The organism is Agrobacterium sp. SORGH_AS 787 (assembly GCF_030819035.1).
Lineage (GTDB): Bacteria > Pseudomonadota > Alphaproteobacteria > Rhizobiales > Rhizobiaceae > Agrobacterium > Agrobacterium larrymoorei_B.
Genome location: NZ_JAUTBG010000001.1, coordinates 1,800,326 through 1,823,576 on the forward strand (window position 1 = coordinate 1,800,326; position 23,251 = coordinate 1,823,576).

The 23,251-nt window shown below is 56.8% G+C and carries 24 protein-coding genes and 3 tRNA genes; 16 read left to right on the forward strand and 11 right to left on the reverse strand.

Annotation, left to right across the window (positions count from 1 at the left end):
- Nucleotides 1–27: 27 nt before the first annotated feature.
- A complete protein-coding gene (locus QE435_RS07915; RefSeq protein WP_349040861.1) occupies nt 28–1,440 on the reverse strand; it encodes a PLP-dependent aminotransferase family protein in 1,413 nt (470 codons plus the stop codon).
- Between the two features lie 94 nt (nt 1,441–1,534).
- Here QE435_RS07915 and QE435_RS07920 point away from each other — a divergent pair, with 94 nt between their 5' ends.
- The 5 genes from QE435_RS07920 (at nt 1,535) to QE435_RS07940 (ending at nt 3,924) form a co-directional block, all read left to right on the forward strand.
- Nucleotides 1,535–1,828 (forward strand): DUF1127 domain-containing protein, encoded by a 294-nt coding sequence (locus QE435_RS07920; RefSeq protein WP_349040862.1) that lies wholly within the window; start codon nt 1,535–1,537, stop codon nt 1,826–1,828.
- A 222-nt stretch (nt 1,829–2,050) separates the two neighbouring features.
- A tRNA-Glu gene (locus tag QE435_RS07925) sits at nt 2,051–2,125 on the forward strand.
- Between the two features lie 89 nt (nt 2,126–2,214).
- Entirely contained in the window at nt 2,215–2,790 is a 576-nt protein-coding gene (locus tag QE435_RS07930; protein WP_349040863.1) for a hypothetical protein, read from the forward strand.
- Nucleotides 2,791–2,862: 72 nt separating this feature from the next.
- A complete protein-coding gene (locus QE435_RS07935; RefSeq protein ID WP_349040864.1) occupies nt 2,863–3,306 on the forward strand; it encodes a VOC family protein in 444 nt (147 codons plus the stop codon).
- 75 nt (nt 3,307–3,381) lie between these two features.
- A complete protein-coding gene (locus QE435_RS07940; protein ID WP_349040865.1) occupies nt 3,382–3,924 on the forward strand; it encodes a lipocalin family protein in 543 nt (180 codons plus the stop codon).
- 85 nt (nt 3,925–4,009) lie between these two features.
- Here QE435_RS07940 and tyrS read toward each other — a convergent pair whose 3' ends face one another.
- On the reverse strand, nt 4,010–5,263 hold the full coding sequence (gene tyrS / locus QE435_RS07945) for a tyrosine--tRNA ligase (protein WP_306927961.1): 1,254 nt from the start codon (nt 5,261–5,263) through the stop codon (nt 4,010–4,012).
- A gap of 179 nt (nt 5,264–5,442) precedes the next feature.
- A complete protein-coding gene (locus tag QE435_RS07950) occupies nt 5,443–6,120 on the reverse strand; it encodes an alpha/beta hydrolase (RefSeq protein ID WP_062441481.1) in 678 nt (225 codons plus the stop codon).
- Nucleotides 6,121–6,331: 211 nt separating this feature from the next.
- On the opposite strand from QE435_RS07950, the gene QE435_RS07955 reads away from it, so the two are divergent.
- From QE435_RS07955 to sufA, 8 genes are all read left to right on the forward strand, one after another.
- The gene (locus QE435_RS07955) at nt 6,332–7,501 is read left to right on the forward strand and encodes a cysteine desulfurase family protein (RefSeq protein WP_349040866.1); all 1,170 of its coding nucleotides are present in this window, start codon (nt 6,332–6,334) and stop codon (nt 7,499–7,501) included.
- Nucleotides 7,502–7,702: 201 nt separating this feature from the next.
- A complete protein-coding gene (sufB, locus tag QE435_RS07960) occupies nt 7,703–9,172 on the forward strand; it encodes a Fe-S cluster assembly protein SufB (RefSeq protein WP_306927957.1) in 1,470 nt (489 codons plus the stop codon).
- On the forward strand, nt 9,172–9,393 hold the full coding sequence (locus QE435_RS07965; protein ID WP_349040867.1) for a hypothetical protein: 222 nt from the start codon (nt 9,172–9,174) through the stop codon (nt 9,391–9,393). Before sufB ends, QE435_RS07965 begins: the two co-directional genes overlap by 1 nt.
- 11 nt (nt 9,394–9,404) lie before the next feature.
- The gene (gene sufC / locus QE435_RS07970; protein WP_306927952.1) at nt 9,405–10,160 is read left to right on the forward strand and encodes a Fe-S cluster assembly ATPase SufC; all 756 of its coding nucleotides are present in this window, start codon (nt 9,405–9,407) and stop codon (nt 10,158–10,160) included.
- A 24-nt stretch (nt 10,161–10,184) separates the two neighbouring features.
- Entirely contained in the window at nt 10,185–11,456 is a 1,272-nt protein-coding gene (sufD, locus tag QE435_RS07975; RefSeq protein ID WP_349040868.1) for a Fe-S cluster assembly protein SufD, read from the forward strand.
- Nucleotides 11,449–12,702, forward strand: a complete 1,254-nt coding sequence (locus tag QE435_RS07980) for a cysteine desulfurase (RefSeq protein ID WP_349040869.1) — start codon at nt 11,449–11,451, stop codon at nt 12,700–12,702. Before sufD ends, QE435_RS07980 begins: the two co-directional genes overlap by 8 nt.
- A 23-nt stretch (nt 12,703–12,725) precedes the next feature.
- Nucleotides 12,726–13,133 carry an SUF system Fe-S cluster assembly protein gene (locus QE435_RS07985; RefSeq protein WP_349040870.1) on the forward strand — a complete coding sequence of 136 codons (408 nt, stop codon included), beginning with the start codon at nt 12,726–12,728 and terminating at the stop codon, nt 13,131–13,133.
- A gap of 110 nt (nt 13,134–13,243) precedes the next feature.
- Nucleotides 13,244–13,633, forward strand: coding sequence for a Fe-S cluster assembly scaffold SufA (sufA, locus tag QE435_RS07990; protein WP_349040871.1), 390 nt, complete (start codon nt 13,244–13,246; stop codon nt 13,631–13,633).
- 65 nt (nt 13,634–13,698) lie between these two features.
- Here sufA and QE435_RS07995 read toward each other — a convergent pair whose 3' ends face one another.
- The 5 genes from QE435_RS07995 to QE435_RS08015 form a co-directional block, all read right to left on the reverse strand.
- Nucleotides 13,699–14,634: an MYG1 family protein gene (locus QE435_RS07995; protein WP_349040872.1), complete on the reverse strand. Its 936-nt coding sequence runs from the start codon at nt 14,632–14,634 to the stop codon at nt 13,699–13,701.
- Between the two features lie 74 nt (nt 14,635–14,708).
- A complete protein-coding gene (greA, locus tag QE435_RS08000; protein WP_349040873.1) occupies nt 14,709–15,191 on the reverse strand; it encodes a transcription elongation factor GreA in 483 nt (160 codons plus the stop codon).
- 73 nt (nt 15,192–15,264) lie between these two features.
- Nucleotides 15,265–16,473 (reverse strand): ABC transporter permease, encoded by a 1,209-nt coding sequence (locus QE435_RS08005; RefSeq protein WP_349040874.1) that lies wholly within the window; start codon nt 16,471–16,473, stop codon nt 15,265–15,267.
- Nucleotides 16,463–17,185 carry an ABC transporter ATP-binding protein gene (locus QE435_RS08010; RefSeq protein ID WP_309770303.1) on the reverse strand — a complete coding sequence of 241 codons (723 nt, stop codon included), beginning with the start codon at nt 17,183–17,185 and terminating at the stop codon, nt 16,463–16,465. The genes QE435_RS08005 and QE435_RS08010 overlap by 11 nt, the downstream gene beginning before the upstream one ends.
- 14 nt (nt 17,186–17,199) lie before the next feature.
- Complete coding sequence (locus QE435_RS08015; RefSeq protein WP_349040875.1) at nt 17,200–18,498, reverse strand: efflux RND transporter periplasmic adaptor subunit; 1,299 nt, start codon at nt 18,496–18,498, stop codon at nt 17,200–17,202.
- A 258-nt stretch (nt 18,499–18,756) separates the two neighbouring features.
- Between QE435_RS08015 and QE435_RS08020 the strand changes: the two genes are divergently transcribed.
- From QE435_RS08020 to QE435_RS08030, 3 genes are all read left to right on the forward strand, one after another.
- Nucleotides 18,757–18,833 (forward strand) — tRNA-Pro (locus QE435_RS08020).
- A gap of 924 nt (nt 18,834–19,757) precedes the next feature.
- A complete protein-coding gene (locus QE435_RS08025; RefSeq protein ID WP_349040876.1) occupies nt 19,758–19,880 on the forward strand; it encodes a hypothetical protein in 123 nt (40 codons plus the stop codon).
- 56 nt (nt 19,881–19,936) lie between these two features.
- The gene (locus QE435_RS08030) at nt 19,937–20,977 is read left to right on the forward strand and encodes a pentapeptide repeat-containing protein (protein ID WP_349040877.1); all 1,041 of its coding nucleotides are present in this window, start codon (nt 19,937–19,939) and stop codon (nt 20,975–20,977) included.
- A gap of 946 nt (nt 20,978–21,923) precedes the next feature.
- On the opposite strand, the gene QE435_RS08035 is transcribed toward QE435_RS08030, so the two are convergent.
- The 3 genes from QE435_RS08035 to QE435_RS08045 form a co-directional block, all read right to left on the reverse strand.
- Nucleotides 21,924–22,064, reverse strand: coding sequence for a hypothetical protein (locus tag QE435_RS08035; protein ID WP_306927938.1), 141 nt, complete (start codon nt 22,062–22,064; stop codon nt 21,924–21,926).
- Nucleotides 22,065–22,795: 731 nt separating this feature from the next.
- Nucleotides 22,796–22,872 (reverse strand) — tRNA-Arg (locus QE435_RS08040).
- Between the two features lie 31 nt (nt 22,873–22,903).
- Nucleotides 22,904–23,209, reverse strand: coding sequence for an ETC complex I subunit (locus tag QE435_RS08045; RefSeq protein WP_062424309.1), 306 nt, complete (start codon nt 23,207–23,209; stop codon nt 22,904–22,906).
- Nucleotides 23,210–23,251 lie beyond the last annotated feature (42 nt).

The following is a 23,251-nucleotide window of genomic DNA, read 5'->3' on the forward strand; positions in this document are numbered from 1 at the left end:
GCCTTCAATTCAGCGTCTTGCGCACCTTTACTCGATGCTGTCGTAGCCGGCAGAACCGTTGTCGAGGAGCCGTCTTAGAACGCTGAGCCCGCGTTTCAACTCGTCATGGGTCTTGGGCAGCGAAAAGCTCACCCGCACACGATGGAAGATTCTGTCCGTCCGGGCCGGCTTGAACTCGTCTTCATCATCAATGAGGACATTCTCGTTCATCGCCGCGTTGCGAAACGTGCCAGAAAGCCAGGGTTCGGGGAGTTTCACCCAGACGAAAGCGATGCCCGGCGCGCTGTTGAATTCCACGCCCTTCAAGGTTTCACTGACGATGCCTCGTCGCGCGTCGATCTCGTCGATACATCCCTTTCGGATGACATCGGCATCGCCGCTGATCACCAGCCGGGCGGAAAGCTCCGCCATCAGGAAGGGGATGCCGCCGGTCATCATCTTGTGGGCGACACGAATGCGTGTGACGAAGTTGGGCGGACAAGCCACCCAGCCGCCCCGTAAGCCAGCGCTGACCGATTTGGAAAGTCCATTGACCAGAAATGTTCTGTCTGGCGCAAGCTCAGCGATCAGGGGCAATTCGTTCCCGGTCATCGCGCCATAGAGATTGTCTTCAACAATCCAGACATTGTATCGGTGCGCGATCTCGACAATCGCTTTGCGGCGCTCAAGCGGGAGTGTCGAGCAGGTCGGGTTTTGACCCGCAGGCATCAGAAAGACGATCTTTGGATGCTGCTGTGCGCAGATCCTTTCGAACTCGTCCGGGATGATGCCATCGGCATCAATATCTACGATCGATATCCGCCGACCGGAAAGCGAGGCGGCGCGGCTGATTTGCGAATAGGTGACGGGTTCGAAGACGATTCGGTCACCAGGCGCGGTCATGGCGGTGATAATGCTCATCACGCCCGCATGGGCGCCAAGCGTCGTGACGATATTTTCAGGCTTCGGAGACCATCCTTGATGAGACAGCCATCGGGAACCGGCTTCCGTCCAGAACGATGGGAAAGCGCGCGTGTAGTCCATGATCTCCGAGGGCTTGTCCTTGACGATCTCAGTCACGTGGTCGGCAATAATTCCTTGCTGACCATTGTCTGGTGCAGCGGTGCCATTGAAGGAGATCTGGCCGGGCGCTGCCATCGATACTCTGGTTCCGCCGAAGGGGCTTTCGACAGCCCTCTGTGTCGCTTCCCCGGGCTTTCGATCATTGACATAGGTTCCTCGGCCCACTTCGCCGCTGACGAGACCGCGTTCGTGGATGAGGGAGTAAGCACGACTGATCGTGCCGATCGTCACACCAAGGTCATAGGCGAGATTTCGTTGCGGCGGCAATTTTGTGCCGGGAGCCAGAAGGCCATCTTCAATCGCTGATTCGATATGATCGGCAAGGCGAATATAAATCGGGCCGGAGCCGTCTGCGAGGTTTGGAAGCCAATTTGTCATGGTGACAATATATGCATTGTACCCCTTGATCTGTCAATTGTATTGATTGCACCGAAGATCAAACGGAAGGGCAGAGCGCCAGGCAGGTACAATCATGCGCAGGATGGAAGAATATCTAGCAATAGCGGAACAGGGTGGCACCGAGTCAGAGGTGACGACGCTCGTCCGTGATCGGATGACGCCCGCCAAGCCATTTGTGCCGATTGAAGCGCCAAGCTTTTTCACGCGCGTGTTCCGGCGGATGTCGTTCTGGCATGTCAAACGACAAAGTCGCCTCAGCCTTTACGATCTGTCTCCTGAACAGCTCGTCGATATCGGCCTGTCGCGTGCAGAAGCCGATCAGGAGTCGCGCAAGGCGCTTCTATCGAGCTGGACGCGCTCGCTTTGAGTACAGCTTCTCGATGTGGAAGCGTCGAGATGAGAAGCCCGCAGCACCCGTCCCAACCGGTGCAGCGGGCTTTTTGGTGTCGAACAAGCTTTTGTTTTGAATAGGCAATCCTTGTTTTCCAGGGCTTTGCGGTGGCGATGTCATTTTTTTGTCAAATCGTGCATTTTACCGCTTGCGGTATGGAAAAGCTCTGACTATAAGGGCGCCACAAACCAAGCGCACGCGCCCTTCGTCTATCGGTTAGGACGTCAGATTTTCATTCTGAAAAGAGGGGTTCGACTCCCCTAGGGCGTGCCACTTGGCTTTATACTCTCCCATAAAATAGCCTCTGACGATGTCTACTCGTAGCGCGTTCTGCCGCCTGCAAGAATAGCACGAGGACGCGCATGATTGCCCGATTGTTTCTTATCGGCGGACCATCCCACGCCGGAAAAACGACGCTGGCCGCTGCCGCTGCGAATTATCTCAATTGTCGTTGCATTTCGACCGACAGTCTGGCGAAGCATCCCGGGCGGCCTTGGCGCCATGCGCCTGAGCAACCGCCGCCGCATGTCGCCGACCACTATCGCGATTTGGGGCTGGATGAGATGATGCAATCCGTGCTCGCCCATTATCGCTCCATGTGGAGCCCTTTGGTGCTGCCGCTGATCGAGAGTGGCGAACCTCTTGTTCTGGAAGGCTCGGCACTTTTGCCGGAACTGGTTGCGCAGTTGGACATGCAGCATGTACGGGCGACCTGGCTTGTGACTGTCGAGGGGCTGCTGGAGCGGCGGATCAAAGCAGAGAGCGATTACGATTGCCGCGAACCTGATGCACGGTTTCTGATCGACAAGTTCTCTCAACGTGCCATCGCGTTCAATCGGTTCGTCGATCGCGAGGTGTTGCGGCTTTCTTTGCCAAAAATAGAGATTGGTCACGACATCGCGGTCGGCGAGCTTCTGTCCAGTCTTCTCCTGAAATAGGCCTGACAGGTTTTGCAGTTGACCCCAGTCTCAATTGCGTGATGGCTGTGACCGTCATTCTGGGAGGATTTAGTGACATCGAATGTGCTGTTTTCGCTTGTGGGAATAGATCATGTCGTCCTGCTCATCGACGACATGGAAAAGGCGCTCGCCTTTTACCGTGAGGTTCTGGGTTGCCGACCGGGCTATTCCTACCCGGCGCTCGGCATGGAGCAGGTGTGGTGCGGCGCGTCGTTGATCGTGCTGTGGGACATCACTCATCCAGGCGGCCAAAAGGCCGCGCCGCCGGTGGCGGGTGGGCGCAACGTCGACCATATCTGCATCGCGACCGGCCCGTTCGAGCATAATGCCTTGCGAGCGCATCTCGAACATCATGGCGTGACCATCCAGCGTGAGGCAATGCATGGCGGCGCACGTGGGATGGGGCATTCCTTCTATATCCACGATCCATTCGGTAACTTGCTGGAGGTGAAGGGACCGGCGGAGTATCCGGATGGGCGCGCAGCTTTGGTCTGATCTTCCTCACCATCTTGTTGATGCAACCGGTCTGTCAAGCGAGCGTTTCCCGCGACACTTTTGCGGAGAACCAGTATGCACACATTGCTTCGATGGGCCGGCGCAGGCCTCGTCTCATGCGCCTTGGGCATCAGCTTCCTTTCCCCTGCGCAGGCCGAGACGGCGAAAAAGCCAGCAGTCGCTCAGACCGACCTGTCGCACTACCGCGGGAAGTGGCTCGAAATCGGCAGAACGCCCATGTGGCTCACCGATGGCTGCGTTGCTGGCTATTCGATCTACAAACCCGGCTCTGCGCCGGGTCAGGTGCTGGTCGAGGATGGGTGCCGCGAAGGCTCGCCGACCGGCAAGCTCAAGACCGTCGAGGGTATTGGCACGGTGACGGACGCGAAGACGACTATGGCCAAGATGCGGGTTCGCTATCCGCTCTTCATCACCTTCAATTACTGGGTGCTTTACAATTCGCCGGACAAGACGTGGTTCATCAGCGCAACGCCGGATATGGAGAACCTGTGGATTTACTCTCGCTCCGTGCCATCTAAAGCCAAGCTTGCGGTGATGGTCAGGAAGGCAAAGGAACTCGGCTACGATACCTCGAAGCTCGAGTTTCCAGAGTTTTGAGTTATCAGATTTCGGGACTGCACGACCGTGTGGTCTGCAATGATCTGAGGGCCACTTTTGCAGCCCTCAGACTTCGGCAACCGGCTTAAGCCGGGCGCACCAGAATGTGCTTCTTCTTGCCAAGCGAAAGCTTGATGACGCCGTCTGCCGTCACTTCACCCGAGCCGATGAGCTTGCGCTCATCCGAGACGCTCTCATCATTGATGCGCACCGCACCACCCTGCACGTGACGACGGGCTTCGCCATTCGACGCGGCAAGACCGGCACGCACGATCAGCGAGAGGAGACCGATGCCTGCTTCCAGTTCTGTCTTCGGCACTTCGATCGATGGCAGGTTATCGGCAAGCGCACCTTCCTCGAACGTCTTGCGAGCGGTCTCGGCTGCCTGTTCTGCGTTTTCACGACCATGAAGCATGGCGGTGATCTCGGTCGCCAAGATCTTCTTGACCTCGTTGATCTCCGAGCCGCCGAGCGCCGAGAGCCGAGCGATCTCGTCCATGGGCAGCGTGGTGTAGAGCTTGAGGAAGCGGGAAACATCCGCATCCTCCGTGTTGCGCCAGTACTGCCAGAAGTCGTAGGCCGATAGCATGTCGGGGTTGAGCCAGACAGCGCCATTGGCAGACTTGCCCATCTTCGCGCCGGAGGACGTGGTCAAGAGCGGCGAGGTCAGCGCGTAAAGCTGCGGCGTCCCCATGCGGTGGCCAAGATCGATCCCGTTGATGATGTTGCCCCACTGATCCGAACCACCCATCTGCAGACGGCAGCCGGTGCGCTTGTTCAGTTCCACGAAGTCGTAGGCCTGAAGGATCATGTAGTTGAATTCGAGGAACGACAACGACTGCTCGCGATCAAGGCGGGTCTTGACGCTCTCGAAGGACAGCATGCGGTTGACCGAGAAATGCCGACCGACATCGCGCAGGAACTCGAGATAGTTGATGTCACGCAGCCAGTCGGCGTTGTTGATCATCAAGGCTGGCTTATCCGCGCGATCGTAGTCGAGGTAGTTCGAAAACACCCGCTTGATCGAGGCGATATTGCTCTCGATCGTATCGATGGTCATCAACTGACGCGCTTCGTCCTTGAAAGACGGATCGCCCACCATGCCAGTGCCGCCGCCCATCAGCGAAATCGGCTGATGGCCTGTCTTCTGCATCCAGTGCAGCATCATGATCTGAATGAGGCTTCCTGCGTGAAGGCTAGGCGCGGTCGGGTCATAGCCGATATAGGCGGTCACGGTTTCCTTGGCGAACAGTTCGTCGAGACCTGCCTCATCGGAGATCTGGTGAATGAAGCCGCGCTCATCGAGCGTACGGAGGAAATCGGACTTGAACCTGGACATAACCTTTTTCTTTCTGGGATTAGTCGTGACCTTCACTGCATTTCAGTGAACGGCAGCGGCTTTATCATTGTTTTTGGAAAATTACACCCGCTTGGGCCACGAATGTTGCTTGCGGGCACGCAGCCATCAGAACAAAAAAACCGCCGGAGGGCCGGCAGTTCTGAGGGGCTTATCGAGGTTTAGCGAATGCGCTTGGCCGCTGGCTCCGGGACCAATTCGCCATTCAGGCGACGGTCGAGATAGTCGCCGCATTCGCTCATCAATTCGTCCACCTTGCCGCTGAAGAAGTGGTTTGCGCCCGGTACGGTGCGGTGGGTGATGAGAATACCCTTCTGGGTTTTCAGCTTTTCCACCAGGCCGTTGACGTCCTTTTCCGGTGCAACCTTGTCGGCATCGCCATTGATGATCAAGCCGGATGACGGGCAGGGGGCGAGGAAGGAGAAATCATAAGTGTTCGGCTGCGGCGCAATCGACATGAAGCCTTCGATTTCCGGACGGCGCATCAGAAGCTGCATGCCGATCCACGAACCAAAAGAGTAGCCGGCGACCCAACAGCTTTTGGAATCGGGATGCAGGCTCTGTACCCAGTCGAGTGCGGACGCTGCGTCCGACAGTTCGCCAGCACCGTGGTCGAATTCGCCCTGGCTGCGACCGATCGAGCGGAAGTTGAAGCGCAGGGTCGTAAAACCGCGCTTTTGGAACATATAGAAGAGTTGGTAGACGATCTGGTTGTTCATCGTGCCGCCGAACTGCGGATGCGGATGAAGAATGATCGCGATCGGGGCGCTTTTTTCCTTGGAGGGCTGGTAGCGGCCTTCGAGACGACCTGCGGGGCCGTTGAAAATGACTTCAGGCATAGGTACTCCGGTCGGTTTTTATGTTTCTGACGCTTTCCCCGCGCAAGAAGACTTGACGTAGATGGTCAGCTTTTCTAAAACCTAGTTTAGAACTGTTCGAAACTTGCGTTCCGTGGCGCTGTTGGTGGTGTCATAAGGCAAGGGTGACGGAAATTTCAAGGAAAATGCGCTCTAAGGCGCGAATGACCGGGATAAAGGCACGATTTGCGCCATGGGCACAGCGGAGCGCACATATCTGGACTGGAATGCGACAGCACCTTTGCTGCCGGCCGTCCGTGATGCGCTTGTTTCTGCTCTCGATCTCTCCGGCAATCCGTCGTCTGTTCACAAGGAAGGACGTGCCGTTCGCGCGGCTGTCGAGGCTGCGCGTCGGGATGTGGCGGTGCTGGTCGGTGCCGAGGCGTCCCACGTTGTTTTCACCAGTGGCGCGACGGAAGCTGCAAATCTTGTACTGTGCCCGCACTTTAAAATGGGCCGTGCACCCCTAAATATTAGTCATCTCTACGTATCTGCTATCGAGCATCCCGCTATCCGCGAAGGCGGACGGTTCAACCGGTCCGCGGTCACGGAAGTTCCTGTGACGCGCCAGGGGCTCCTCGATGTCGAGGCGTTGGAAAGCCTGCTTTCGCAGCACGACCGAGCATCCGGTCTGCCAATGGTGGCGCTGATGCTGGTCAATAATGAGACTGGAATCATACAGCCGGTGAAAGATGCAGCGCGGCTCGTTCATGCTGCCGGTGGTTTGCTCGTGGTCGATGCCGTCCAGGCGGTGGGCCGCATCCCCGTGGATATCGCAGCGTTGGAGGCGGATTTCCTCATCGTGTCGTCACACAAGATCGGCGGCCCTAAGGGCGTTGGCGCGCTGATTTCACGGGGGGAAGTGATGATGCCTCTGCCGCTGATCCATGGTGGTGGGCAGGAAAAGGGTCATCGTTCAGGCACCGAGAATACGCATGCTATCCTAGGTTTTGGCGTGGCTGCGAGAGAAGCCTCGCGGATGCAAGAAGCGGAAAGCGCGCGTTTGGCGTCTTTGCGGGAGCGGTTGGAAGATGGTATGCGCGTTTCTGCGCCGGACGTGATTATCCACGGCAGCGACGTTGCGCGGGTCGGAAACACGACCTTCTTCACGCTTCCGGGGTTAAAGTCGGAAACGGGGCAGATCGCATTCGATATCGAAGGTGTCGCTCTCTCAGCCGGTTCGGCCTGCTCTTCCGGCAAAGTCGGGGAGAGCCATGTGCTGACGGCCATGGGGCAGGATCCGAAACTCGGCGCTCTTCGCATTTCGCTTGGGTATGCGACCAGAGAAGACGATATTGAAAAGGCGGTCCGCGCCTTTAGCAAGATTGCAGGACGGCGCAAGCTTTCCGGTCAGGCAGCCTGAGGGCTGGGATAAACTGCGAAATGTCAAAATTTCGCTTGCGGTGCGGTGGGAAAAACGCCAACCCGCTCTTAAATAAACGCATGAAAGCGCTGGCCTCAGATGGCTCCCGCATTTATGTGAAGCGCGAATGAAGGCGGGGGTTCCGTCTTGATACGTTGACAAGCCACCGGACCTTGTATCCGGCGAGATTGGAGAACGACAATGGCAGCGGTTCAGGAAACAATCGATCAGGTTCGCCAGATCGATGTGGACCAGTACAAATACGGTTTCGAAACAGAGATCGAAGTCGACAAGGCGCCGAAAGGCCTATCGGAGGAAGTGATCCGTTTCATTTCCGCCAAGAAGCAGGAGCCTGAATGGCTGCTTCAATGGCGCCTTGACGCCTATCAGCGTTGGCTGACGATGGAAGAGCCCACCTGGGCGCGCGTCAATTATCCGAAGATCGACTTTAACGACCTTTATTACTACGCCGCGCCAAAGAGCACGCCCGGCCCGAAGTCGCTCGAAGATGTCGATCCTGAGCTGCTGAAGGTCTATGAAAAGCTTGGTATTCCGCTGAAGGAACAGGAAATCCTGGCCGGCGTCGAGAACCGCCGCGTGGCTGTTGATGCCGTGTTCGACTCCGTGTCCGTCGTCACCACCTTCAAGGAAGAGCTGAAGAAGGCGGGCGTGATCTTCATGTCCATCTCGGAAGCCGTGCGTGAGCATCCGGAACTGGTGAAGAAGTATCTCGGTTCCGTCGTGCCGACGACCGACAACTTCTACGCAACGCTGAACTCCGCAGTCTTCACCGACGGTTCCTTCGTGTTCATTCCAAAGGGCGTACGTTGCCCGATGGAGCTTTCCACCTATTTCCGCATCAATGAGAAGAACACGGGCCAGTTTGAGCGCACGCTGATCATTGCGGAAGAAGGCGCCTATGTTTCGTATCTTGAGGGCTGCACTGCACCTCAACGGGATGAAAATCAGCTTCATGCCGCCGTTGTCGAACTCGTTGCGCTCGATGACGCCGAGATCAAATACTCCACCGTCCAGAACTGGTATCCGGGCGACAAGGAAGGCAAGGGCGGCATCTACAACTTCGTGACCAAGCGCGGCGATTGCCGTGGCCATCGCTCCAAGATTTCCTGGACGCAGGTCGAAACCGGTTCTGCCATCACCTGGAAGTACCCATCCTGCATTCTGCGTGGCGACGACAGCCGTGGCGAGTTCTACTCGATCGCTGTCTCCAACGGTTACCAGCAGGTCGATTCCGGCACCAAGATGATCCATCTCGGCAAGAACACGTCGAGCCGCATCATCGCCAAGGGTATCGCGGCAGGCTTTTCGGAAAACGTTTATCGCGGCCAGGTCTCGGCCCATCGCAAGGCGACCAATGCGCGCAACTTCACGCAGTGCGACAGCCTTCTGATTGGCGACAAGTGCGGGGCACATACTGTGCCTTACATTGAGGCAAAGAATGCCTCTGCGCATTTCGAACACGAAGCAACGACGTCGAAGATCTCCGAGGATCAGCTGTTCTACTGCTTGCAGCGCGGCATTCCGGAAGAAGCCGCGATCGCTCTGATTGTGAACGGCTTCGTCAGGGAAGTCATTCAGGAGCTGCCGATGGAATTTGCTGTCGAAGCGCAGAAGCTGATCGGCATCTCGCTGGAAGGCAGCGTCGGTTAATGAACGAGCCCCGCCTCGCGAAAAGCTCACGCCTGCTGGTGTTAGGGGTTTTCGTATCGATGGTCGGGGTGTTCATTGGACTTGCTGGGCTAATGGCGGGCTTTGAGTTCGCCAAGCCAATTTTAATCGCAAGCGCGAGCGGGATGATTGCCGTCTTTTGGCTCTCCGACGTGTTTGGACCATTTGACCGTTTCTCTTCTCGCAAGAGAAAACAAGATTGAGAGATAACAACATGCTTGAAATCATCGACCTGCACGCAAAGATCGCCGATACCGAAACCGAGATCATCAAGGGTCTGAACCTGAAGGTTGCCGCCGGCGAAGTCGCGGCCATCATGGGTCCCAACGGCTCCGGTAAGTCCACGCTGTCTTATATTCTTTCGGGCCGCGAAGACTACGAAGTGACCTCCGGCGACATTCTCTACAATGGTGAGAGCATTCTGGAGCTTGACGCTGCCGAACGCGCCGCCAAGGGTGTCTTTCTCGCCTTCCAGTACCCGGTCGAAATTCCAGGCGTTGCGACCATGCAGTTCCTGAAGGTTGCGATGAATGAGCAGCGTAAAGCACGCGGTGAGGCTGAACTCACCACCCCCGACTTTATCAAGAAGGTGAAGGAAGCGGCTGGCGATCTGAAGATCGACATGGAGATGCTGAAGCGTCCGCTCAATGTCGGTTTCTCCGGCGGTGAGAAGAAGCGTGCGGAAATCTTGCAGATGGCGCTGCTCGAGCCGAAGCTTTGCGTTCTGGACGAAACGGACTCAGGCCTCGACATCGACGCGCTGAAGATCGTTGCCGATGGCGTCAACGCGCTGAAGTCTCCGGACCGCGCGACCGTCGTCATCACCCACTATCAGCGCCTGCTCGATTACATCGTGCCGGACAGCGTCCATGTCCTTTACAAGGGCAAGATCATCCGTTCGGGCGACAAGTCACTGGCGCTGGAACTGGAAAACAATGGTTACGCCGACATCATCGGTGAAGCGGCCTAATCAACGGGCCAGGAGACCATGTCCATGAATATTCAAACGACAAACCGGCTGACACCTGCGGAAACCGCGCTGGTGGAAGCCTTTACAGCCAAGTTCAGCGAGCTTCCCGGCAATGGCGATGTCGTTGCTGCGCGTGACGTGCTGTTCGACGATTTGAAGACTGCCGGTCTTCCCACGCGCCGTATCGAGGCCTGGCACTACACCGATATGAAGAGCCTGCTGCGCAGCATTCCAGATGATGCTTCTGCGCCGCTGATCGAAAAGCGTGATCCGGCTGTTGCCGGTTCTCAGGCGGTTTACTTGCTCCACGGCAAGGCCGTGGACACCGAGATCGCCAGTTTCGAAGTCGGCAACTATGCCGAGAGCCTGCTGGATGGCACAGCCGCTCCAGCACTTGTGGCCGCCGACAAGGACGACATGATCGGTCGCCTGAATGGCAGCTTCGTTCGGGATGGCTATTCTGTGACTGTACCGGATGAGGCCGATATCGAGCAGCCGCTTGAGCTTCAGCTTATCCACGGCGCCGGACAGGTGCACACCCGTTCGCCGGTTCGCTTCGGCAAGGGATCGAAGGCTACGATTATCGAGCGTCATCTGTCGGTTGCGACGGAAGCGGCTCTCGTTTCGCACGTGACCGATCTCGAGGTTCAGGACGGCGCGGAAGCCACTTACATCCTTCTGCAACAGCAGGGTGCGGCCGACACGCATCTGGCTCAGTTACGCATCAAGCTTGGTGCGGAGGCAAACCTTCGCCTCTTCATCATCAATGCCGGTGGCAAGCTGGTGCGGCAGGAACTGCGCATCGATGTCGAAGGCGAGGGCACGGATCTTTCGGTGCGCGGCGTTAATCTGCTCGGTGGTGAAACCCACACCGATGTGACCATGGTTCTCGGCCACAATGTTCCGAACACGACCTCGACGGAAATCTTCCGCAACGTCGTCTTCGATCGTGCCAAGGGTATCTTCCAAGGCATGATTCGGGTCGCGCCCGATGCCCAGAAGACCGACGCCAAGATGGCGTGCAACACGCTGCTGATGTCCGACGATGGCGAGTTTTCGGCAAAGCCTGAACTTGAAATCTTCGCAGACGACGTTCAGTGCGGCCATGGTGCGACGGTTGCCGATATCAGCGACGTACACCTTTACTACCTGATGGCGCGTGGTGTACCCCGAGCGAAGGCGCGTGCCATGCTGGTCAACGCATTCGTTGCGGAGATTGTCGAAGAACTTGAAGATGACAAGCTGGTAGAGGCGCTGGAAGGCATCATCTCCAGCTGGCTGGAAGCTCATGCCTGATAATAGCGAACGCGCCATCGCGGCAGTCCCCTACGACGTTGAAGCCGTGCGCAAGGATTTCCCGATCCTGACGCGCGAGGTCTATGGAAAGCCGCTTGTCTATCTGGACAATGGTGCGTCCGCGCAGAAGCCGCAGGTGGTCATCGACGCGGTGTCGCATGCCTATTCGAACGAGTACGCCAATGTGCATCGCGGCCTCCACTTTCTCTCCAATGCGGCGACGGATGCCTATGAAGCATCGCGCGAGAAGGTGCGGCGCTTTCTGAATGCTGGCTCGGTGGATGAAATTGTCTTCACGAAGTCTTCCACTGAGGCGATCAACACGGTCGCCTATGGTTATGGGATGCCGAAGATCGGCGAGGGCGATGAGATCGTCATCTCGATCATGGAGCATCACTCCAATATCGTGCCATGGCACTTCATTCGCGAACGCCAGGGCGCGAAGCTCGTCTGGGTGCCGGTTGACGACGAGGGGGCTTTCCACATTGAGGCTTTTGAAAAAAGCCTGACGGAACGCACCAAGCTGGTTGCCATCACCCATATGTCCAATGCGCTCGGCACCATCGTGCCGGTCAAGGAAATTTGCCGCATCGCCCATGAGCGCGGCATCCCCGTGCTGATCGATGGTAGCCAGGGTGCGGTTCATATGCCGGTCGATGTCCGCGACATCGATTGCGACTGGTATGTGATGACGGGTCACAAGCTCTACGGTCCATCCGGGATCGGGGTTCTCTATGGCAAGGCAGATCGCTTGAAAGAGATGCGCCCGTTCCAGGGTGGTGGTGAAATGATCCTCGACGTGTCTGAGGATGAGATCACCTATAACGAGCCGCCACATCGTTTTGAGGCGGGCACGCCGCCAATCGTTCAGGCCATCGGTCTTGGTTATGCGCTGGACTATATGGACAATCTCGGACGCGCGGCGATCGCTGCGCATGAGGCAGATCTTGCCGCCTATGCCACTGACCGTCTGCGTGACATCAACTCGCTGCGCATTATCGGAAATGCTCCGGGCAAGGGTGGTATATTCTCCTTCGAGCTCGAAGGCATCCATGCCCATGATGTTTCGATGGTCATCGACCGCCGCGGCGTTGCCGTCCGCGCTGGCACCCATTGCGCCATGCCACTCTTGAAACGCTTTGGCGTGACCTCCACATGCCGGGCATCGTTCGGGCTATACAACACGCGCGCGGAAGTGGATGCACTGGCCGAAGCGCTCGACTACGCCCGCAAATTCTTCGCCTGAGATCGGAATTGAGGATCAGGACCATGAGCACCGATACAACTGAACAGCCGCAGGATCTGGCGCAATCGCCTGCTGAAGAGGCTGCACCCGTCCCTGCCAAGGCCTCCAGCATCTCGCCGGATGAACTGGCGCGCCTCAGCGACGACGTGATCGCCGCGCTGAAGACCGTCTATGATCCCGAGATCCCGGCCGACATCTTCGAGCTTGGGCTCGTCTACAAGATCGACATCGAAGATGACCGCATGGTCAAGATCGTCATGACGCTGACAGCACCTGGCTGCCCGGTGGCCGGTGAAATGCCGGGCTGGGTGGAAAACGCGGTCGGTGCGGTTGAGGGCGTATCGGGCGTGACGGTGGAAATGACCTTCGATCCGCCATGGACGCCTGACCGCATGTCGGAAGAAGCGCAGGTTGCGGTCGGCTGGTACTGAGTGCGGTCGATTAGACGATCGGCAGCTCTTGATACCATCTCGACCTAAGACTAGATTTAAATCCATAAGCATCGGGCCTTGAACCCGACTGTCGAAGGAGTGACAAGCCCATGGGCTTTGCAGTGATGACCATGACGGAGGCAGCCGCCTCTCGCGTCAAAGCGATCGTCGAAAATTCAGGTCCTGATGCGAAAGGCGTGCGCGTCGGTATCAAGAAGGGCGGCTGCGCGGGGATGGAGTACACCATCGATCTCGTAACGCAGCCTGATGCCAAGGACGATCTGATCGAGCATGACGGCGCGAAGGTCTGGGTCCAGCCGTCCGCGGTGCTCTATCTCCTCGGCACGCAGATGGACTTTGAAGTCACCAAGATGCGCTCCGGTTTTACGTTCAATAATCCGAACCAGACCTCGGCTTGCGGCTGCGGTGAATCCGTCGAGCTGAAGGCGGCAGATCTTGCAGCACTCGTCAAGCAGCGTGAGGCAGCAGAAAACGCCTGATCTCCACCCAACGGCATTGCGGTGCTTGTCATCAAGCACCGCGTATTTCATTTTTCAGAAGATACTTAGGCAGATTGCCGCTCTAAGAGGGCTTCCTGCGTAGCGATCTCAGCCATCGTCAGTGCGGCTTCTCGTGTCTTAGCGGCGGCGATGAAGCGGCCATTGTGACAGAACGTTGCGCCTTCGACGCCGCTCGCCCGCTCCAGATCGCTATTGGTCAAACCCGCCCAGGAAACAGGCAGATCGGCGCGAAGTTCGAAGCCTTCTTCGGCGCGGCGGATGCCTGTGACGCACCAATCCTTGTCACGCGGATGAACGACGAATAGGAGGTGGTCGGCGCCGGCCTTGACGATTGCGGGGCGGAAGGGCATCCCGATCGGCAATTCCAGAATGCGGCTTTCGCCGGTCTGTTCTATGGCTTTCAGAACGAGCGTTTCTGCCCTGAGCTTTGCGGCCTTCTTCTCGATCCCCGCTTCAACAAAGGCGCGAGCGATCGCCAGCGCGTTGTGGAATGCTGCGTCGTCAGCGCCCGGTTCACGGTTGTCGAATGAGGGCTTCAGCGTTTCCAAGAGCGACGGCAAGGTCAGACCGGCGAGTTCTCCGGCAATCGCAGGGCTCAGAGCGCCATTGTCCGTAAGGTCGATCGGCAGCACGAAGCTCTTGTCGAAAGACGCGTGAACGTCTTCGATATCGGCGGCAGGAACGTTAAGCGCTGCCAGATAATCACGACCGTAATGTTTCCACACGAGCCCAAATGAGCTGTAGGGCTGGCCGTCGTCACGCAGAGGCGCGCCGCGCTGGTGGTGATCGAAGATGTGTGCCTGTGCATCATAAGCGCCACCGACATCATAGATGATCCGGTCTTGCGCTGGCGTGATCCACTCCGGCGCGCGGCTGCGAACGATCTTGGCAATTGGATAAAGCCGGGTGAGAATGACGCTGGAAAGCAGTTCATCGGCGTGGAAGCCGCCGGAATGGGTGACGAGGAATTCCACCGCCATGCGCAGTAAACCTTTTGCTGAAAGTCAAGTCACTCGGCAGTTACCCGTTATTTTGACCTGCTGCAACTGGCGGCTTATTGAATGGCGGTAATTTCCAACTCTTGCCCGCTGACAGTGGCGATATCGCCAACGGCTTTGCCATTCAAAGCGCGAGCGACAGGAGATACGTAGGAGATAGACCCGGCCTTGGGGTCTGCCTCGTCTTCGCCGACGATACGGTAGGATTGCACGCGTCCATCTTCGCGCGTGAAGGTCACGGTGCTGCCAAACGAGACGATGTCGTTGCTCTCGGGTGCGGGCATGACCTGCGCCGTGCGCAAGCGCTCGGCCAGATACCGGATATCGCGCAGGTGTGGCGCGGTCTGGCGTCTGCGTTCGTTGATATCCTCAACCGCGTTGGCAGCTTCGTGCGCGGCACGGGCAGCCTTCATCTGGTCTTCAAGCGCCTTGAGACCCGCTTCGGTGACGAGATTGGGATGTTGAGAGACCGGGCGATCCGGCAGCTGGGTCTCGGCTGCGGTTTCCGCACTTTCTTCCTTCACAAAGGCAACGCTCACGGTCCAACTCCCTCATTTCTCACTCGTTTCCATATGGAGAGTGTGAGGCGTTTTCGCAAGTTTGTCAGACGTGTCACTCGTGGCGCAACGCCTCGATCGGGCTGAGGCTTGCGGCGCGGCGGGCGGGAAAGTAGCCGAACACGACGCCAATGGCCGCCGAGAAGGCAAAGGCAACGGCAATGATTGCCGGGCTGGTGACAAAGGGCACGCCAAGGAAGCTGACGACGCCATAGGCCAGTCCAAGGCCTGTCAAAATCCCCGCAGTCCCACCGAAGGCCGACAGCATGACGGCCTCGACGAGGAATTGGGTTAGCACCTGTTTTTCCAGAGCGCCGATGGCAAGCCGGATGCCGATTTCGCGCGTTCGTTCCGTGACCGAAACCAGCATGATGTTCATGATGCCGATCCCGCCGACCAGAAGACTGACGGCTGCTACAGCGCCAAGCAAACCCGTCAGCAGGGTCGTGGTGCCCGTCATGGCGGAAGCGATTTGCGCCATGTCGTTGACGGTAAAATCGTCCTGGCGGCCAAGCCCGATGCGTCGGCGTTCACGCAGCAGGTTTTCCAGATCGGATTGCACCTTTGATGTCGAGACTCCATCCTGCGCTGACACCATGATGGAGGAAATCGTCGTCGTACCGCCGATGCGGCGCTGATGGATTTTCAGCGGCATGATCACGGTATCATCCTGATCGTCGCCGAGCCCTGATTGCCCCTTGCGCGCCAACACCGCGATGACCGGGCAGGAGATATTGCTGACGCGGATCGTCTGGCCTACTGGATCAGATGCGCCGAAGAGCTCCTGCCGAACCGTTTCGCCGATGATGCAGCCGATCTGTCCGCCGCGATCTTCTGCAGGCAGAAATTCCCGGCCAAGCGCTATCGTCCAGTCCTGCGCGATCAGATAGTCGTTGGTGGTCCCCACCACACTGGTCTGGTGGTTCTTGCCGCCATAGATGACCGTCGCCGCCGATGAGCGGTTCAACGGCGCGACTGCGCGTACACCGCTGATCTGGTCGCGGATCGCCTGCACATCGCTGTCGGTGAACCGTTTCGCATCCACACTCGCGCGGCCGGGGCCGAACTGACCGGGACGGACAAACAGCATGTTGGTGCCGAGGCGCGAAAGCTCCGACTTTACCTGTTCCGTCGTGCCGTTGCCGATGGTGACCATGGCGATGACCGCGGCCACGCCGATGACCACACCGAGCACCGTGAGGAAGGAGCGCAGCATGTTGCGGCTGATGGCGCGCATGGCGAGCCTGACGGTTTCAAAGAACATCAGCGTCCTCCCGTACATGTTCGGCGGCGCTGTCGGAGTCCAGATGACCATCGACGAAGCGCAACAGGCGCTTGGCGTGGGCGGCGATGTCCTCTTCATGCGTCACCATCACCACGGTGATGCCGCGATCGCGATTGAGCGAGGTGATTAGGTCCATGATCTCGATACTGGTTTTGGTGTCGAGATTGCCTGTCGGCTCATCCGCCAGAAGCAAGGCAGGCTTCGTGACGATAGCCCGGGCAATCGCCACACGCTGCTGCTGCCCGCCGGAAAGCTCTTGCGTGGTATGGTGCTCGCGCCCCTTCAGCCCGACTTGCGCCAAGGCCTCCATGGCAAGCGCGCGCCGTTCACCGGACTTCATGCCGCGATAGATCAAAGGCAGTTCGACATTCTCGACAGCCGAGGTGCGCGACAGCAGGTTGAAGCCCTGAAATACAAAGCCCAGCATGTGGCGGCGAAGCAGCGTCAGGTGCTCATTATCAAAACCGCTGGTCGGCACGCCTTGAAAGAGATATTCCCCGGCAGTTGGCGTATCCAGGCAGCCGATGATGTTCATCGAGGTCGACTTGCCTGACCCGGATGGTCCCATGATAGCGACGAATTCGTGTTCCTTGATTGACAGGCTGACGCCATCCAGTGCCCGAATGGTCGCTTCGCCTTTGCCATATTGCTTCACGACATCGCGGAATTCGATCAGAGGCGGTGCGCTCATGCTTCTACTCCCGCCTAGCTGCTGCGTTGGGTTGCGTCGGTGATCACCTGGTCTCCCGGCTTCAGCTCGTCCGAGGTCACAGCAGTGAACTGGCCATCGGTGGAGCCTGTCTGCACCGAGACGCTGACGGACGTGCCGTTGCGCAGCACCCAGACCTGACGCTTGCCCGCAGCGGCCTGTTCGGCACCGGCGCCGCGCGAGCGGTTCATGCGGGGAGGGCGGAAAAGGCCCATCAGCCCACCACCGCGCGACGCATTCTCCCGCGGTGGGGTGTAGCGCAGGGCAGCGTTGGGCACCAGCAGCGCATCCTTCACATGTTCGACCACGATATTGGCGGTTGCCGTCATGCCGGGGCGCAATAGGAGTTCTGCATTGTCGACCGTCAGAATACCCTTGTAGGTCACGACGTTGGAGACCGTTTCCGAAGCAAAACGAACGGTTTCGATTTTCGCCGGAAAACGCCGCTCGGGATAGGCATCCACATTGAAGGTAGCCTCCTGACCACTCTCCACCTTGCCGACATCCGCCTCATCGATCGAGACCTGCAACTCCATACGGCGCAGGTCTCCGGCGATGGTGAAGAGCACCGGCGCATTCAATGACGATGCCACCGTCGCACCGGGATCGACATCACGCGTCAGGATCACGCCATCGATCGGAGAAACGATCTTCGCCTTGCTGAGATTGACTTCCGCAAGCCGCAGATCCGCCTCGGAGGAAAGCACCGTCGCCTCATTGACTTCCAGCGTTGCCGCCGCCGCATCCCGGTTGAACTGTGCCGCATCGAGATCCTGCTGGCTTGAGACGCGGTTCTGCACCAGCGATCTCAACCGCTCAAGCGAGGTATTGGCCGAACCGAGATCTGCCTTCGCCTTCGCGACATTGGCCTTCGCGGATGCAAGCTTGGCCCGCGCGCTCTGCACATCAGCCTCAAGTTTGTTGGTGTCGAGCTCCGCCAGGACGTCTCCTGCTTTGACGGGCGTATTGAACGTCACATTGACCTTGCGGATCGTACCGGACAGTTCGCTGGAAATATCCACCTGGTCGGTGGGCTGTACAGAGCCGGTAGATGTGACGATCACGGAGAGATCGCCGCGCTTCGCTTCCTGTGTCGTGTAGCTATAGGCGACGCTGGCGCCAGCAAAGACGTAGTAGTAGGCTGCCGCGCCAGCAATCATCAGCAGCGCGAGAACGACATAGAGCGAACGCCTCGACTTTTTCTTCCCGGTTTTCGAAGATGCCAGAATGTCCCGAAGATCGGGCTTCGCTTCCTGGCTGTTCGGTTTGTCGGTGCTGGCGTCCAAATTGTTCATTCCCATTATGAGAGATTGCAAAGTTTGCCTTGATAGGTGGCTATCTGAGCAAGTCACTGCAACTGCTAAAATACGTCTATGGGACCGCTTGGCACAGCGAGAGGGGTAGGTGAAGTGAAAACTTCGTAATCTTACCGCCGCTTGCATCTGGTCACACAACCCAGGCCTTGGATGGCCATAGATAAAAAACAAACGAAAGGTGATTTTAGCTGTTGCAGCCTGTGCGGTAACCGTGTATCTCCCCGCTCACGACATCGGCGGAGTGTAGCGCAGTCTGGTAGCGCATCTGGTTTGGGACCAGAGGGTCGGGAGTTCGAATCTCTCCACTCCGACCATTTGATCTTATTGAAATCGTTAGAACCCCTCGCGTAGCAAGGCTTTTAGCCCATGTTGACGTCACAAAATGGGGTTCGAATGGCTGGCAAGCCTCAGCATGGGAAAAAGCGAAACGGGCGCTATTCGGCAAGGGTCGTCATTCCTCCATCCCTCCGGCAATATCTAAACAATCGGGCTGAGCTGGAAATCTAGCTTGGTGGCGATAAGCGATTGCGCTTCGGAACCACGCCGCAGCGGTAGCTTCAATTCAAAGACAAGTTGGCATTGCTTGGCCACGGCGTTCTTGTTCTTAACTCTACTTACGACGCCGACATGAAAGTTGTTCGGGAGGCACTTGCTAAGGCAGGCGGGTAGGATGATGGGTAAAGCCGCCCCACGGCAAGTTGCCTTTGCGAAAATCGAAGACGGCTTTGGATGGGCAGCTTATTGCCACAAGGCTTCCGATACCGCGTGCCACTGGCTTGGCACCAACAAGGTCTCTTACGTTTCGACTGATCTTCTCCGGTTAGCAAAAGGCTAGACCGTAACTCCACACGGGTGGCCGCCAGCAAGCAACGTGCCTCCAAGATAATCCTGAAGCGCTGCCATTGGCGCAATCAGTCGAACTAGCAATCCAGCGGTGGCTCGTCCCTAATCTGATGACGGCTCCTAAGAGCAAATGGCGTCAAGCGGTTAGCTTCGACGACGAGTGGTTAAAGTGGGGAAATTGTCAGATTTTGTCTTGAACGACACACCTGAGAGTTGTCGCGCATCCACTCTACCAAGTATATTGCAGTAGCAAGAAAGTGATTCATGTGTTCGCACGCAAAAAAGAGGTTCATTGCCCTCACCTAGAGCGCCTTTTCTGATGTTAGAAACGACAAGGTCACTCTGCGGAACTGACGGTAGCACGACTTGACGTAGAGCAGAGAGGATATGAGCTGATGCCCGACATGACTTCTCTACAGGTATCAGTACCTTCGACCGCAACGATCAGGCACTTCCTCGCTGAAGGAATGGCCGGTTGCGGCACCACCGCAGTCCTCGGCCATTTCTCGCTCGTTTAGGCAGTCAAAGCTGATCGTATCTACCCGTAATTTGTCGCAAAGAGTGAGTGAATGTGATGTCGAACCTTTCAGATTTGCAGCAGCTTGAAGAGGGCGAGACGGACCTTGCTGGGGGAGATTTCAGTAGCGAAGACCTGTCTTACCGCGAGCTACGTGGGCGCAACTTCCACTCCGCTAAACTAGAGGGCACTAACATCGTAAGCTCAGATCTTAGTGATTGTAACTTCACATCGGCACTCTTTATAGGCGTAAAGGCCGCGAACGCGAAATTTGATGGAGCCAAAATCGCATCCGCTATCCTCAACTGTGATTTCACCCTTTGCAGTTTTCGTGGCGCGTCATTCGCACCAAGTAGTATGCAAGGCGTCGACTTCACGGGTGCGGATTTTCGTGGCGCAAGCTTAGCAGACACTACAATCAACGAGCATTGCATTTTTGACGAAGTCAAAACTGACAGCTCTACAGATTTTTCCCGTGCCAAGGTGAGTCGAGCCACTTCTCGACAGCCGATCTTCAGCTCCTACAACTACGTGGACGGGCGATTGCAAAAAAAGGGCAACGACACCGAAGATGCGGCCGCGGCCCAACGCGAAACGCTGACAGGCGCTTATTCTGCGTCAATCACAAGACATCTAAACTCACAACCGCAGGGTTTGGCCGAAATGGCCTTAGCTCTCGCCGTTAACGTAGAAGCGGAAATTGCACGTGAGGAACGCAGTAAGCCGAACGACCCCGCCCAACTCGCTGGGTGGGAATTGCGAGTTTCTTTCCTCTCCCGACTTTCGAATGGTCTGAGGGAGTTGCATGAAAGTATCTTGGCGGCCATCCCAAGATCTGAAGCGCCGCTCGAGCGGTTCCAAAAACCGGCTTCGGTCGTTGCGCGGCTCAGAAATGAATTAGCAGACTGGATTGCATCCAACTCTCAGGAGATTGTCGATAGCTCTTCTCGGCTTGGTTTGATAGGAATCGGAACTGCGTTCATGGGTCTTTGCGGTGCGCCTGTCACTGGGAGCTTCGCTGTAACCGCTGCGCTACTCGGCGGGCCCAAAGTTGGTGCAATGATTTCAGGTGCAATTAAGGACGCTAAAGGGGACTGACTACGATTTGAATTCGTGGGAAGCCATAGCGCTCGATCAGCCCAGCCTAGAAAAGTTCCCGCCGAAATTTACGAGGTATCCATAACGAACGCCGCATCGACTTTGCGCCTCAGGTATTTCATCGACCACAATCTCGAATGCTTTAAATTCAGCCGTATATCGACCTGCCAAAAACGCCATCAAGGTTTCACACCAAGTTGCTGCCGCCTCCACAAAGGATCCAAAAAATTGATCTGCTCGAACAAAGTCAAGGGGCGTTAACTCATGTATAACGCCTATTTCAGGCTCAAGGAGCTCTTTGGTAGCGGTGAGGCGATAGTCATTTACGATGATCTGTCGATCCGTTTTTGGATGCTCTATGCAATGCCGCACATTTCTCACAAGTTTACCGAACCCGGCTAGACCTTGAGAGAACTTGATGAACTCGTCATCTTCCTCCAGTGTATTGGCAAGATGATTATGCAGGCCGTCGAACTACTTGCCGGATTTTCTCAATGTCGCTTCACCGTAAAAGACGCCACAGAGATTAAAAAGGCTCTGCATCGCGTGGTCCATCTTTTGTATGAAGGTCTTTGTTTCGGCGCGAAGCGTCGGATAAGATGGAAGAGCAAGCGCACCCTGGTGAGGTCTTATCTTCGTTTCACGGTGTTCGAGTAGAGATGGCGATTTCGAATCTCTCCACTCCGACCATTCGACAAATAGTTGATTTGTCTTAGTATTGTCGTTTCCTACCCATCATTCAAAACTGTGCTTGTGACAGTTCGGTGGGAGTTGAGCTTATGTTTCTGTGCTCAACGATCCGCTATGCACAACGTCCAGCAATCTGATTTTAAAAGCACAGAGGATTGCGCTTTAGGTTGCGCCTGAGCGTCAGTTCGACCTCATCTCCTACGATAGCTGCCGCTATGATAGACATGCTTCCCGCCCCAAATCCAGATAGTCGGCCTCACACTCCGTATTGGAAGTGAAGCCAGATCAAAGCGCATAGCGCGACGACGCCGATGATCACCGCCAGGAGCTTGCTCTGGCCGGGACGGGGCTGCTTGGGCGGTTGCGGCTTGCGAAACTTGATGACGTTGTCGCTCATGATGCGTGTCTCCTCACTGTTGCCGCGATAGAATATGCTTCGTGCTTTCCGTTCAAGCGTGGCTTTAGCTTTTTCTGTTGGTGAAGGCTGTTATGTTTCGGTAGAGCGGGGTTGCGTCATCATGAAGGTACAAGGGACGTTCTACCTTTCGAATCTATGCACCGCGCTTTGCGAAAATCGATTCCGATTTTCGGCCCGATGCTGTAAAATTTCCGGCCAGAACGCCGTCCGCTCTCAGAACGAGGTTGATCCTGAATGACCAGTGGTTTAAAAGCGCCCGTGTGTGTCCACGTAGCTCAGCAGGATAGAGCACAGGATTCCTAATTAAATTGGGGGTCGCGCCCGGAAACGACGCGATCGATCTGCTCAAAGTCGGGGAACGCTTCGTTGGGCTTCCAGCATGCCAATCCCGAGCCAAGCTTCGGAGAAATCCGTTGAAGGTGTAGAGACTGGATGGGTAGCACCTAAAGGCTTCTAAGCCCATGGTGAAGGGACAGTCCAGACCACGAACGCGCCCACCTAACGGCGGGACGGCGGCGAAAGTCGAAGTGGTATGAATCCTGGGGTCGGAGGTTCGAATCCTCTCGTGGACACCAAAATCTTGCAAGATCAATAACTTAATTTGATGTAAGCAGGTCGGCCAGGCAAACTCGAGCCGTGGATTGACGAATGCAGCGTGAGTATCAGAACTGCAGACTGCTACGTGTCTTCGGTCTGGACAATGAGAAGAATGGCGACCCCTGCAGGACTCGAACCTGCGACCTACTGCTTAGAAGGCAGTTGCTCTATCCAGTTGAGCTAAGGGGCCACTCGCGGCGCCGTGGAGGCGCCGAAAACGGTTAATGTGTCCAAGGCTGTGTGCGCGTATAGCGGAAGTTGTCCGTGTAGGAAACCGTCTGACGCTCTGCTTCCTTTGGTTGGATCACGCGGTACTCGATGCCCTTGCGCTGTGCATAGGCTTCGGCCTGTTCTTGTGTGTCGAAATTGAGCTTGACCTGCTGCTTCATGTCCGACGAAGACGTGTAGCCCATGATCGGGTCGATCTTGCGCGGGACCTCGGCGTCGAATTCCAGCACCCAGATATTCGTCTTGGCCTTGCCGGACTGCATGGCGGTCTTTGCCGGACGATAAATTTTTGCAGACATTTCAACTGCTCCAGTCTAGCGATCAAGCGCGATGACGCTCTT